Origin of the sequence: Pseudomonas sp. REST10 (genome assembly GCF_029542605.1) — a bacterium.
In the GTDB taxonomy this organism is placed as follows: domain Bacteria; phylum Pseudomonadota; class Gammaproteobacteria; order Pseudomonadales; family Pseudomonadaceae; genus Aquipseudomonas; species Aquipseudomonas khazarica.
Genome location: NZ_CP035677.1, coordinates 3,121,732 through 3,133,384, shown reverse-complemented (window position 1 = coordinate 3,133,384; position 11,653 = coordinate 3,121,732). Strand labels below are relative to the sequence as shown.

The following is an 11,653-nucleotide window of genomic DNA, read 5'->3' as shown; positions in this document are numbered from 1 at the left end:
ACCCGGCGCATGCTGCCTTCGGCGGCTACAAGAAGTCCGGGGTCGGGCGTGAGACCCACAAGATGATGCTCGATCACTACCAGCAGACCAAGAACCTGCTGGTCAGCTACGACATCAATCCGCTGGGCTTCTTCTGACAGCCAGCACAGGATCTGCTGCTGCGTTGGCAGCAGGTCTCCGGCTCGCGGGATCGTGAGCCGGCCATGTACCCAGGGCGGTGCGCTCGCTCCGGCGCGCCGCCCCATTGCCAGGCGAGCAACCCTGTCCGGGTGGGTCTGCAGGCAGCCATGGGCCTGAACGGCAGCAGATCCTTATCGCAACGCGGCTTCGGCCGCGTTTTTTCTGCGCGCCGGTTGCCTGACCCCGGCGTTCCGCTGCTCGACCGTACCTACCAATGCCAGGCGAATCTCCTCCCAAAGTACCATTTGGCCACCTGCCTGGCGGGGGCTTAATGGGGTTGCCGGAATGCCCCGGCTGAATAACAAGAGGACCGCACCATGTGGACTAAACCCGCCTACACCGACCTGCGCATTGGCTTCGAAGTCACCCTGTATTTCGCCAACCGCTGATCGCTCCTGGCCCCGGCTCGACCGGGGCATCCCGCTGGTGACCTGTCATGCATATCCAGATTCTTGGCTCCGCCGCTGGCGGTGGTTTCCCGCAGTGGAACTGCAACTGCCGCAACTGCCGTGGCGTGCGCGCCGGCTCCCTGCGCGCGCAACCGCGCACGCAATCGTCCATTGCCATTTCCGATGATGGCGAGCGCTGGATCCTGTGCAACGCCTCGCCCGACATCCGCGCGCAGATCGAGGCCTTCCCGGCGCTGCAGCCGGCGCGCAAGCTGCGCGACACGGCGATCGCCGGCATCGTCCTGCTCGACAGCCAGATCGATCACTGCACCGGCCTGCTGACCCTGCGCGAAGGCTGCCCGCACGAGGTCTGGTGTACCGAGATGGTCCATCAGGATCTGACCACGGGCTTTCCGCTGTTCAACATGCTCAGCCACTGGAATGGCGGGCTGCAGCATCGCCTGATCGGCCTGGACGCCAAGCCGTTCAGCATTCCGGCCTGCCCGGCACTGAGCCTTACCGCCATCGCTCTGCGCAGCAGCGCACCGCCGTACTCGCCACACCGTGGCAACCCGCATCCGGGCGACAACATCGGTCTGTTCATCGAGGACCGGCGCAGTGGCCGCAGCCTGTTCTACGCCCCGGGCCTCGGCCAGGTGGACGAGCAGTTGCTGAGCTGGATGCGCCGCGCCGACTGTCTGCTGGTGGACGGCACGCTGTGGCGTGACGACGAGATGCGCGTGTGCGAAGTCGGCGACAAGCTCGGCAGCGAAATGGGCCATCTGTGCCAGAGCGGCCCGGGCGGCATGCTCGAAGTCCTCGAAGGCTTGCCGGCGGCGCGCAAGGTCCTCATCCATATCAACAACACCAACCCGATTCTCGACCTCGACTCGCCCGAGCGCGCCGAACTGGATGCGCAGGGTGTCGAGGTCGCATTCGATGGCATGAGCATCACGCTGTAACAGGCCGATGACAACAAGACGGAGTGCCGATGAGCCAACCTGCCATGAGCCCTGCCGAATTCGAGCAGGCGCTGCGCGCCAAGGGCGCGCTGTATCACATCCACCACCCGTTCCATCGCGCCATGTACGAAGGGCGCGCCAGCCGTGAGCAGATCCAGGGCTGGGTGGCCAACCGCTTCTACTACCAGGTGAACATCCCGCTCAAGGATGCGGCGATTCTCGCCAACTGCCCGGATCGCGAGACTCGCCGCGAGTGGGTGCAGCGCATTCTCGACCACGACGGTGCCCCCGGCGAGGAGGGCGGTATCGAAGCCTGGCTGCGCCTGGCCGAAGCGGTCGGCCTGGATCGCCAGCAGGTGCTGTCGCAGGAACTGGTGTTGCCGGGCGTGCGTTTCGCCGTCGATGCCTACGTCAACTTCGCCCGCCGCGCCAGCTGGCAGGAAGCGGCCAGCAGCTCGCTCACCGAACTGTTCGCCCCGCAGATTCACCAGTCGCGCCTGGACAGCTGGCCGCAGCACTACCCGTGGATCGACGGCAGCGGCTACGACTACTTCCGCAAGCGCCTGAAGGAAGCGCGCCGTGATGTCGAGCATGGCCTGCGCATCACCCTCGAGCACTACCGCACCCGCGATGCCCAGGAGCGCATGCTGCAGATCCTGCAGTTCAAGCTGGACGTGCTGTGGAGCATGCTCGATGCCATGAGCATGGCCTATGAACTGCAACGCCCGCCGTATCACACGGTGACCGACCAGCGCCTCTGGCATCGGGGGATCGCGCCATGAGCCAGATGATGACGGAGCCATCCATGAGCGCCTCGATCCTGGCCAACGTACCTGCCATCCGCCGTGGCTTTCGCCTGCAGTTCGAGCCGGCCCAGGGCTGCCACGTGCTGCTCTATCCGGAAGGCATGATCAAGCTCAACGACAGCGCCAGCGAGATCCTCCAGCAGGTCGACGGCAAGCGCTCGGTGGCCGAGATCATCGGCAACCTGCACCAGCGCTTCCCGGACGTACCCGGTATCGACGAAGACATCCTCGCCTTCATGGAGGTGGCCCATGCTCAGTTCTGGATCGAGCTTCGCTAAGCCGGACGTGCAGGTCGGGCCGCCGCTGTGGCTGCTGGCCGAACTGACCTACCGCTGCCCGCTGCAGTGCCCGTACTGCTCCAACCCGCTGGACTTCGCCCGGCAGGGCGCCGAGCTGTCCACTGCCGAATGGATCGAGGTCTTCCGCCAGGCCCGTGAACTGGGCGCTGCGCAGCTGGGTTTCTCCGGCGGCGAGCCGCTGGTGCGCCAGGACCTGGCCGAGCTGATCGCGGCGGCCCGTGGCCTGGGTTACTACACCAACCTGATCACCTCCGGCATCGGCTTGACCGAGGCGCGCATCGCCGAGTTCGCCGAGGCCGGGCTGGATCACATCCAGATCAGCTTCCAGGCTGCTGACGAGGAGGTGAACAACCTGCTCGCCGGCTCGAAGAAGGCCTTCGCCCAGAAGCTGGCCATGGCCCGTGCGGTCAAGGCGCACGGTTACCCCATGGTGCTCAACTTCGTCACCCACCGGCACAACATCGACAACATCGAGCGCATCATCGAACTGTGCCTGGAGCTGGAGGCGGACTTCGTCGAGCTCGCCACCTGTCAGTTCTACGGCTGGGCCGAGCTCAACCGTGCCGGGCTGCTGCCGACGCGGGCGCAGCTGGAGCGCGCCGAGCGCATCACCAACCAGTGGCGCGACAAGCTGGCGGCGCAGCAGCACCCGTGCAAGCTGATCTTCGTCACCCCGGACTACTACGAGGAACGCCCGAAGGCCTGCATGAACGGCTGGGGCAACCTGTTTCTCGACATCACCCCCGATGGCACCGCCTTGCCCTGCCACAGCGCGCGGCAGCTGCCGGTGCAGTTTCCCAATGTGCGCGAGCACAGCGTCGAGCATATCTGGCGGCATTCGTTCGGTTTCAATCGCTTTCGCGGCGACGACTGGATGCCCGAGCCGTGCCGCTCGTGCGACGAGAAGGACAAGGACTTCGGCGGCTGTCGCTGCCAGGCCTTCATGCTCACCGGCGACGCCAGCAATGCCGACCCGGTATGCAGCAAGTCGGCGCGGCATGACCTGATCCTCGCCGCCCGTCAGCAGGCCGAGACCGCGCCGCTGGGGCTGGACGCCCTGCAGTTTCGCAACGAGAAGGCCTCGCGGATCATATGCAAGGCGTAGGCGAGCGCGATCCCGACTCGCTCTGGAGTGCCGAGCAGGCCGCTGCCGCCAGCGCCGACTTCGCCGAGCTGCAGGCGGCTCATGGTGGCCTGCTGTGGGTGGCCTTCGATCCTGAACGGGCGCGTTGCGGGCTGTTCTTCTGGCGCGATGGTGCGAGCCGGGAACTGACGCCAGCAGGGTTCTCCGTGCGCAGCCGGGTCTACGAGTACGGCGGCGGCGCCTGCTGCGCCACCGATCAGGGTGTGGCGTTGGTCAATGAGGCTGATCAGCAGGTCTACCATCTGCTGCTGGCTCCTGCGCAAGGCGAGCCGCAGGCGCTGACGGCAAACGCCAGTTGCCGCTACGGCGACCTGTGCTTCGTGCCTGCCTGGCAGGCGCTGCTGGCGGTCGAGGAAAGTCATCAAGGCGATGCTGTAGTGCATCGACTGGTGCGCATCGGCCTCACCGGCAAGCGTGACGTGCTGGTGGAGGGCGCCGACTTCTACGCGGCGCCGGTGGCCGATGCCGATGGCCGGCGTCTGGCCTGGATCGAGTGGGACCGCCCCGATCAGCCCTGGATCGCCACGCGCCTGTGCCAGCGCGAGTCGGGCGAGCGCACGCAGGTGATGATGGGAGAGCGTGGCGACCGCTCCCTGCAGCAACCGCGCTTCGATGCCCGGGGCCGTCTGTGGGTCCTGAGTGACCAGGCCGGCTGGTGGCAGCCGGAGTGCGTCGACGAGCGCACGACACTGGACGTCGCACCTGGCGATCACGCCGCGGCGCCCTGGCAGCTGGGCGGGCGCACCTACCTGGCGCTGGACGATGGCGAGTTCCTGCTGAGCCGTTTCGAGCAGGGCACGGGCGTGCTGGTTGCCTGTGCGCTGGGCGCGAGCGCGACGGGGCACCACGCAGCCGGCGAGCGTCGGCTGGCCACGGGCTTCACGCGTTTCCGTGGCCTGAGCGCGGATGCCGAGTATTTCTATTGCATCGCCGCCGCACCGGATCGGCTGCCGGCGGTACTCGCCATTCGCCGCTGCGATGGCGCTCTGCAGGTCCTGGCCGGTGGGGCGCAGCCCTTGCCCGCGCCGCTGCTTTCCCGCCCCGAGGCCCTGAGTTGCCCGGTGGGGCAGGGCGAGCAGTGCCACGGTTTCTTCTACGCGCCTGTCCCGGCCGTGACGCGTCCGCCGCTGGTGATCTTCCTGCATGGCGGCCCGACCTCCGCCTGCTACCCGGTATTCGACCCGCGCATCGCCTTCTGGACGCTGCGCGGCTACGCCGTGCTCGACCTCAACTACCGTGGCAGCAGCGGCTATGGCCGCGCGTACCGCCTGCGTCTGGCCGGTGGCTGGGGCGAGCTGGAGGTCGAGGACATCCGCGCCGCCATCGATAGCCTGGTCGACGCCGGGCGTGTCGACCCGCAGCGCGTGTTCGTGCGCGGTGGCAGCGCCGGTGGCTTCAGTGCGTTGCGCGCCCTGGTCGAGCTGCCGACGCTGCGCGGCGGCGCCAGCCTCTACGGGGTCAGCGATCCGCTGGCCCTGCGCAGGCTGACGCACAAGTTCGAGGCCGACTACCTGGACTGGTTGATTGGCGACCCGCAGCAGCATGTCGAGCGCTACCGCACGCGCACGCCCCTGTTGCAGGCAGAGCGCATCCGCGTGCCGGTGATCTTCTTTCAGGGCGCCCTGGACGCGGTGGTGGTACCGAGCCAGACCGAAGCCATGGTCGAGGCCCTGCGCCAGCGCGGTTTGCCGGTCGAATACCAGCTGTTCGCCGAAGAACGCCACGGCTTTCGCCAGGCTGCCAATCTGGCCAGCGCATTGCGCGCCGAGCATGCTTTCTACCAGGGTTTGCACTGAACGCTGGTCGCATTGCATTAGCCGAGCAATGCAGTAGGCTGAGCGCCATCCATAACAAGAAACTTCAGGCCGTTGTATGAGCCACGATTTGAGTCAGCTGCGCAAGTTCGTTTCTCCCGAGATCATCTTCGGTGCCGGCTCTCGGCACAATGTCGGCAACTACGCCAAGACCTTCGGTGCACGCAAGGTGCTGGTGGTTTCCGACCCGGGCGTGGTCGCCGCTGGCTGGGCGGGTGACGTGCAGGCGAGCCTGCAGAACCAGGGCATCGACTACTGCCTGTACACCCGGGTGTCGCCCAACCCCCGGGTCGAGGAGGTGATGGAAGGCTCCGAGCTTTACCGCAGCGAGGGCTGCAACGTCATCGTCGCGGTAGGGGGCGGCAGCCCGATGGATTGCGCCAAGGGCATCGGCATCGTCGTCGCTCACGGGCGCAGCATCCTCGAATTCGAGGGGGTGGACACCATCCGCGTGCCCAGCCCGCCGCTGATCCTGATTCCGACCACCGCCGGCACCTCGGCCGACGTGTCGCAGTTCGTGATCATCTCCAACCAGCAGGAGCGGATGAAGTTCTCCATCGTCAGCAAGGCCGTGGTGCCCGATGTGTCGCTGATCGACCCGGAAACCACGCTGAGCATGGACCCCTTCCTCTCCGCCTGTACCGGCATCGACGCCATGGTGCACGCCATCGAAGCCTTCGTATCCACCGGCAACGGCCCGCTGACCGACCCGCACGCGCTGGAGGCCATGCGCCTGATCAACGGCAACCTGGTGGCGATGATCGCCAACCCGCACGACATCGCCCTGCGCGAGAAGATCATGCTCGGCAGCATGCAGGCCGGCCTGGCGTTCTCCAATGCCATTCTCGGCGCGGTGCATGCCATGAGCCACAGCCTGGGCGGCTTCCTCGACCTGCCGCACGGCCTGTGCAATGCGGTGCTGGTCGAGCATGTGGTGGCGTTCAACTACAGTGCGGCGCCGGAGCGCTTCAAGGTGATCGCCGAGACCCTCGGCATCGACTGCCGTGGCCTCAACCATGCGCAGATTCGCCAGCGCCTGGTCGAGCACCTGATCGCCTTCAAGCATGCCGTGGGCTTCCGCGAGACCCTGGGGCTGCACGGCGTCGGCACCTCGGACATTCCCTTCCTGTCCAGCCACGCCATGGACGACCCCTGCATTCTCACCAACCCGCGCGAGTCCACGCAGCGAGACGTCGAGGTGGTCTATGGCGAGGCGCTCTGACGAGGCGCTGGCCGGGCTGCTCGGTCTTGGCAGCCAGTCGGCGCGCAAGAGCCATTACCCGGAGCTGCTGGCGCGCCTGGAAGAGCTGGAAGTCGAGCGCAATCGCTACAAGTGGCTGTTCGAGCATGCCGTGCACGGCATCATCCAGGCCAGCCTGCAGGACGGTGTGCTGGCGGCTAATCCGGCGATGGCGCGCATGCTCGGCTATGACGATCCGCTGCAGGTATTGTGGGCACCGGACGACCTGGCCCGGCACCTGTTCGTCGGCGGCTTCGACGAGCTGGCGTTGATCCGCGACCGCCTGAGCCAGGGGCAGGCGTTGCTCGGCTACGAAACGCGTCTGCGCCGTCGTGACGGCAGCACCATCGACGTGCTGATGAACCTGTTGCTCAAGCCCGAGAGCGAAGGGGTCTTCGAGGGCTTCGTCGCCGACATCACCGAGCGCAAGCAGGCCCAGCAGCGTCTGCAGCTGCTCAACGACGAACTGGAGCAGCGCGTGGCCGCGCGCACCTTCGAACTGCTCGAATCCAACCGTAACCTGCAGCGGCAGATCGAAGAGCGCGAACGCATCGAACTGGCCCTGCGCGAGGCACGCGATGCCGCCGAGACCGCCAATCGCAGCAAGGACAAGTACCTGGCAGCGGCCAGCCATGACCTGCTGCAGCCGCTGAACGCCGCGCGCCTGCTGATCTCCACGCTGCGTGAGCGGGCCCTGCCGAGCGCCGAGCACAACCTGGTCGAGCGCAGCCACCTGGCACTCGAAGGCGCCGAGGACCTGCTGGCCGATCTGCTGGATATCTCCAAGCTGGATCAGGCGGCGATCAAACCGGACGTCGACACCTATCGCCTGGAAGAACTGCTGGCGCCGCTGGCCTCGGAGTTCGAGGGCGTTGCCGGTGCCAGTGGCCTGCGCCTGCGCGTGCAGATCGCCGATTGCGCCGTGCACACCGATTTTCGTCTGCTGACGCGCATTCTGCGCAACTTCCTCAGCAACGCCTGTCGCTATACCGAGGCGGGCGGGGTGCTGCTCGGTTCGCGGCGCCGCGGCGACTTCGTCGAACTGCAGGTCTGGGACAGCGGGCGGGGCATCGCCGCGGACCAGCTGGACAGCATCTTCCTCGAATTCAATCAGCTGGACGTCGGCCGTGCGGCGGAGCGCAAGGGGGTCGGCCTCGGTCTGGCCATCGTCGAGCGTATCGCACGTATGCTCGGCTACCCGGTGCAGGTACGCTCGCAGCCGGGGCGCGGTTCGCTGTTCAGCATCCGTGTGCCGCTGGCCCGCCAGCATCCGCTGCGCCAGGTGCAACCGGCGGCGCAGGCGGTGCTTGGCAATCCGCTGCCGGGGCGGCGCCTGCTGGTGATCGACAACGAAGCGGACATTCTCCACAGCATGGCGGCATTGCTCGGCCAGTGGGGCTGCGAGGTGGTCACCGCGCTGGATCTGCCCGAGGCGCTGGAGAACCTGCAGGGCAGGGCGCCCGAGGTGATCCTCGCCGATTTCCACCTCGACCACGGCGTGCTGGGCTGCGAGGTCATCCAGCAGTTGCGCGAGCGCTTTTCCCGGACGATCCCGGCGCTGATCATCAGTGCCGACCGCAGCGACGCCTGTCGTCGCCAGCTGCAGGCGCTGGGGGCGCCACTGCTGAACAAGCCGGTCAAGCCGGGCAAGCTGCGCGCGGTGCTCAGCCAGCTGCTGCAGGAAACCTGAGCGGCGGCGGACTGGTGGTCTGAACCTGAGCGATTCGGATGCTGTCTATTGGCTACCTCATCCCTCAGGAGATAACCACAATGACAATTTCCATGAACCCCGCCATGCGTCGTCTGGCCGCTGTCACTGCGCTGTTTCATCTGCTGCTGGTGGCGCAGATCCCCGCGGCGAACGCCGCGATGATCGGCACTCAGGAGGTGATCGCCGAGCAGCAGCACCAGGTCGACCAGCAACAGCTGATGGCCATGCTCGATGATCAGCAGGTCAAGGACAAACTGGTCGCCATGGGCGTCGATCGCGAGCAGGTCGAGTCGCGTATCGCCAGCCTGACGCCGGCCGAACTGGCGCAGTTCAACCAGCAGCTCGATCAGGCGCCTGCCGGTGCCGGTGTGGTCGGCATCATTGTGCTGTTTCTGGTGATCTTCATCATCACTGATATGCTGTGCGCCACCAACATCTTCAGTTTCGTCAAATGCATCAATCGCTGATCCGCCTCTGCTGTATCGCATCCGTCGTTCTACTCGCAGCCTGCGCGCGGTCTCCGGTGTTATCGCCAGAGGCCCAGCGCCTGCCTGAACGCGTCGAGTTGACCGATGTACCCTTCTTCCCGCAGGACGCCTATCAGTGCGGGCCGGCGGCGCTGGCCACCATGCTCAACCAGCGTGGCGTGCTGACGACGCCCGGTGCACTCAAGGACAAGGTCTACCTTCCCGGCCGCGAGGGCAGCCTGCAGGTCGAGATGGTCGCCGCTGCGCGCAACCATGAGCTGCTGGTCTACCCGTTGCAGCCGCGCCTGGAGGCGATACTGGCGGAGGTCGCGGCGGGCAACCCGGTGCTGGTGCTGCAGAACCTGGCGTTCGACTGGTATCCCCAGTGGCACTTCGCGGTGGTGGTGGGCTATGACCGCCGCGAGCGCACGCTGGTCCTGCGTTCGGCCACCACGCGACGGCTCGAAGACAGCTTCACCAGCTTCGACAAGACTTGGGCGCGTGGCGGTCGCTGGGCGGTGCTGACGCTGCCGCCGGAGCGGCTGCCGGCGCAGGCCGACATGCACGCCTGGATGCAGGCGGCCAATGACCTGGAGCAGACCGGCAACGCCCAGCCGGCACGCCGTGCCTATCGCCGTGCGGCCGAGGCCTGGCCGGAGCAGGCACTGCCCTGGTTCGCCCTGAGCAACAGCCGCTATGCCGATGGTGACCGCAAGGGCGCCGAGCAGGCCTTGCGCGAGAGCCTCAAGCGCGAGCCCGACTTCGCCGCCGGCTGGTACAACCTGTCCCAGCTGCTGGGGGAGCGCAGCTGTGCGGGCGAGGCGCGCCAGGCCCAGGCATGCGCGCAGCGCCTGGCACCGCAGGATGCGCGCTTCGCCGCGCCGCCGCAGGTCGCCGGTTCGGCCGGACAGTGCCAGGCCTTGCCGGCCTGTCCATGAGACAAACGAAAACGGCGCCCTCGGGCGCCGTTTTCGTCGATGGGCTGGATCAGACGCCCAGCTTGTCGCGCAGCGTGTAGTACCACGCGCCGATGGCACTGAACGGAACCTGGAACAGGCGGCCGCCAGGGAAGGGGTAGTGCGGCAGGTCGGCGAAGGCATCGAAACGCTCGGCCTGGCCACGCAGCGCCTCGGCCAGCACCTTGCCGGCCAGGTGCGTGTAGGTCACGCCATGGCCGCTGCAGCCCTGGGAGTAGTAGATGTTGTCGCCGATACGACCGACCTGCGGCAGGCGCGACAGGGTCAGCAGGAAGTTGCCGGTCCAGGCGTAATCGATCTTCACGTCTTTCAGCTGCGGGAAGGTCTTGAGCATCTTCGGCCGGATGATGGCCTCGATGTTGGCAGGGTCGCGTGCGCCATAGACCACGCCGCCGCCGTAGATCAGGCGCTTGTCGCCAGAGAGACGGTAGTAGTCGAGCAGGTAGTTGCAGTCCTCGACGCAGTAGTCCTGCGGCAACAGGCTGGCGGCCAGCTCATCGGAGAGCGGCTCGGTGGTGATCACCTGGGTGCCGCACGGCATCGACTTGGCGGCCAGCTCCGGTACCAGATTGCCCAGGTAGGCGTTGCCCGCGACCACGACGAACTTGGCCTTGATGCGACCTTCCGGGGTGTGCACCAGCGGGTTGGCGCCGCGCTCGATGCGAATGGCCGGCGACTGTTCGTAGATCACGCCGCCGAGCGATTCGACTGCAGCGGCTTCACCCAGTGCCAGGTTCAGCGGGTGGATATGGCCGCCGCTCATGTCCAGCATGCCGCCGATATAGTTGTCGGTGGCGACCACTTCACGGATGCGCGCTGCGTCCATCAGTTCCAGCTGGGTGTGGCCGTAGCGCTCCCACAGCTTCTTCTGCGCTTCCAGGTGGCCCATCTGCTTGCTGGTCAGTGCGGCGAACACGCCGCCGTCCTTCAGGTCGCACTGGATGTCGTACTTGGCGATGCGCTCACGAATGATGCGGCCGCCCTCGAAGGCCATCTGCCCCAGCAGCTGGGCCTGCTTCGGGCCGACAGTGCGTTCGATGACATCGATGTCGCGGCTATAGCTGTTGACGATCTGCCCGCCGTTGCGGCCGGATGCGCCGAAACCGACCTTGGCCGCCTCCAGGATGCTGACCTTGAAGCCGTTCTCCAGCAGGAACAGGGCCGTGGACAGGCCGGTGTAGCCGGCACCGATGATGCACACATCGGTTTCCACTTCTCCCTGCAGGGCGGGGCGTTGAGCGGCCTGGTTGGCAGAAGCGGCGTAATAGGATTGTGGGTATGCCGTGTGCGCCATATTGAACCTCTGTTCTTTATTTTTTACGAATGATCGGATGCTACCTGAGTTGCAAATAGCCGGCTAGTGGCTGTGCAAAATATTCAACGATCCTGCCGGACGTAAAAAATTGGACTATTTCAGTAAGTTAGCGAAAAAACTTGTTGACGCCCGAAAAGATCTGCGTAGAATGCGCACCCATCGAAGGCACATAGCTCAGTTGGTTAGAGCACCACCTTGACATGGTGGGGGTCGTTGGTTCGAGTCCAATTGTGCCTACCAAATCGATAAAAAGGGGTCGCCGAGCGACCCCTTTTTTATTGCCCGGATTTTTCGGGTGCTGCATCGCCTTTTGTGTTCTTTGTTGTTCGCGGTGGCTTGTCAGGGCTCA

The 11,653-nt window shown here is 66.0% G+C and carries 11 protein-coding genes and 1 tRNA gene; 11 read left to right on the top strand and 1 reads right to left on the bottom strand.

Annotation, left to right across the window (positions count from 1 at the left end; genetic code table 11):
- Positions 1–497 precede the first annotated feature (497 nt).
- From pqqA to EWH21_RS14790, 10 genes are all read left to right on the top strand, one after another.
- Complete coding sequence (gene pqqA, locus EWH21_RS14835; protein ID WP_080756929.1) at positions 498–569, top strand: pyrroloquinoline quinone precursor peptide PqqA; 72 nt, start codon at positions 498–500, stop codon at positions 567–569.
- A gap of 47 nt (positions 570–616) precedes the next feature.
- A complete protein-coding gene (gene pqqB, locus EWH21_RS14830; protein WP_134678045.1) occupies positions 617–1,531 on the top strand; it encodes a pyrroloquinoline quinone biosynthesis protein PqqB in 915 nt (304 codons plus the stop codon).
- A gap of 29 nt (positions 1,532–1,560) precedes the next feature.
- Positions 1,561–2,313: a pyrroloquinoline-quinone synthase PqqC gene (gene pqqC / locus EWH21_RS14825; protein WP_277698695.1), complete on the top strand. Its 753-nt coding sequence runs from the start codon at positions 1,561–1,563 to the stop codon at positions 2,311–2,313.
- A 23-nt stretch (positions 2,314–2,336) separates the two neighbouring features.
- The gene (gene pqqD / locus EWH21_RS14820) at positions 2,337–2,615 is read left to right on the top strand and encodes a pyrroloquinoline quinone biosynthesis peptide chaperone PqqD (RefSeq protein WP_047584179.1); all 279 of its coding nucleotides are present in this window, start codon (positions 2,337–2,339) and stop codon (positions 2,613–2,615) included.
- On the top strand, positions 2,587–3,741 hold the full coding sequence (gene pqqE / locus EWH21_RS14815; RefSeq protein ID WP_277698694.1) for a pyrroloquinoline quinone biosynthesis protein PqqE: 1,155 nt from the start codon (positions 2,587–2,589) through the stop codon (positions 3,739–3,741). Before pqqD ends, pqqE begins: the two co-directional genes overlap by 29 nt.
- A complete protein-coding gene (locus EWH21_RS14810) occupies positions 3,729–5,576 on the top strand; it encodes a S9 family peptidase (protein ID WP_277698693.1) in 1,848 nt (615 codons plus the stop codon). Before pqqE ends, EWH21_RS14810 begins: the two co-directional genes overlap by 13 nt.
- A 76-nt stretch (positions 5,577–5,652) precedes the next feature.
- Positions 5,653–6,816, top strand: a complete 1,164-nt coding sequence (gene ercA / locus EWH21_RS14805; protein ID WP_277698692.1) for an alcohol dehydrogenase-like regulatory protein ErcA — start codon at positions 5,653–5,655, stop codon at positions 6,814–6,816.
- Entirely contained in the window at positions 6,800–8,524 is a 1,725-nt protein-coding gene (locus EWH21_RS14800; RefSeq protein WP_037055090.1) for a NahK/ErcS family hybrid sensor histidine kinase/response regulator, read from the top strand. The genes ercA and EWH21_RS14800 overlap by 17 nt, the downstream gene beginning before the upstream one ends.
- An 80-nt stretch (positions 8,525–8,604) precedes the next feature.
- Positions 8,605–9,012, top strand: a complete 408-nt coding sequence (locus tag EWH21_RS14795; protein ID WP_037055091.1) for a PA2779 family protein — start codon at positions 8,605–8,607, stop codon at positions 9,010–9,012.
- Entirely contained in the window at positions 8,997–9,950 is a 954-nt protein-coding gene (locus EWH21_RS14790) for a PA2778 family cysteine peptidase (RefSeq protein ID WP_277698691.1), read from the top strand. Before EWH21_RS14795 ends, EWH21_RS14790 begins: the two co-directional genes overlap by 16 nt.
- 49 nt (positions 9,951–9,999) lie before the next feature.
- Here the strand turns inward: EWH21_RS14790 and EWH21_RS14785 are convergent, their stop codons facing one another.
- Complete coding sequence (locus tag EWH21_RS14785) at positions 10,000–11,283, bottom strand: FAD-binding oxidoreductase (protein WP_037055095.1); 1,284 nt, start codon at positions 11,281–11,283, stop codon at positions 10,000–10,002.
- Positions 11,284–11,467: 184 nt separating this feature from the next.
- Between EWH21_RS14785 and EWH21_RS14780 the strand changes: the two genes are divergently transcribed.
- Positions 11,468–11,544: transfer RNA gene (locus EWH21_RS14780), tRNA-Val, on the top strand.
- Positions 11,545–11,653: the final 109 nt, after the last annotated feature.

Bases quoted from the DNA above. Each gene is read 5' to 3' on its own strand.
- pqqB (WP_134678045.1), top strand. From the start codon at position 617: ATGCATATCCAGATTCTTGGCTCCGCCGCTGGCGGTGGTTTCCCGCAG.
- pqqC (WP_277698695.1), top strand. From the start codon at position 1,561: ATGAGCCAACCTGCCATGAGCCCTGCCGAATTCGAGCAGGCGCTGCGC.
- pqqD (WP_047584179.1), top strand. From the start codon at position 2,337: ATGAGCGCCTCGATCCTGGCCAACGTACCTGCCATCCGCCGTGGCTTT.
- pqqE (WP_277698694.1), top strand. From the start codon at position 2,587: ATGCTCAGTTCTGGATCGAGCTTCGCTAAGCCGGACGTGCAGGTCGGG.
- EWH21_RS14810 (WP_277698693.1), top strand. From the start codon at position 3,729: ATGCAAGGCGTAGGCGAGCGCGATCCCGACTCGCTCTGGAGTGCCGAG.
- ercA (WP_277698692.1), top strand. From the start codon at position 5,653: ATGAGCCACGATTTGAGTCAGCTGCGCAAGTTCGTTTCTCCCGAGATC.
- EWH21_RS14800 (WP_037055090.1), top strand. From the start codon at position 6,800: ATGGCGAGGCGCTCTGACGAGGCGCTGGCCGGGCTGCTCGGTCTTGGC.
- EWH21_RS14795 (WP_037055091.1), top strand. From the start codon at position 8,605: ATGACAATTTCCATGAACCCCGCCATGCGTCGTCTGGCCGCTGTCACT.
- EWH21_RS14790 (WP_277698691.1), top strand. From the start codon at position 8,997: ATGCATCAATCGCTGATCCGCCTCTGCTGTATCGCATCCGTCGTTCTA.
- EWH21_RS14785 (WP_037055095.1), bottom strand. From the start codon at position 11,283: ATGGCGCACACGGCATACCCACAATCCTATTACGCCGCTTCTGCCAAC.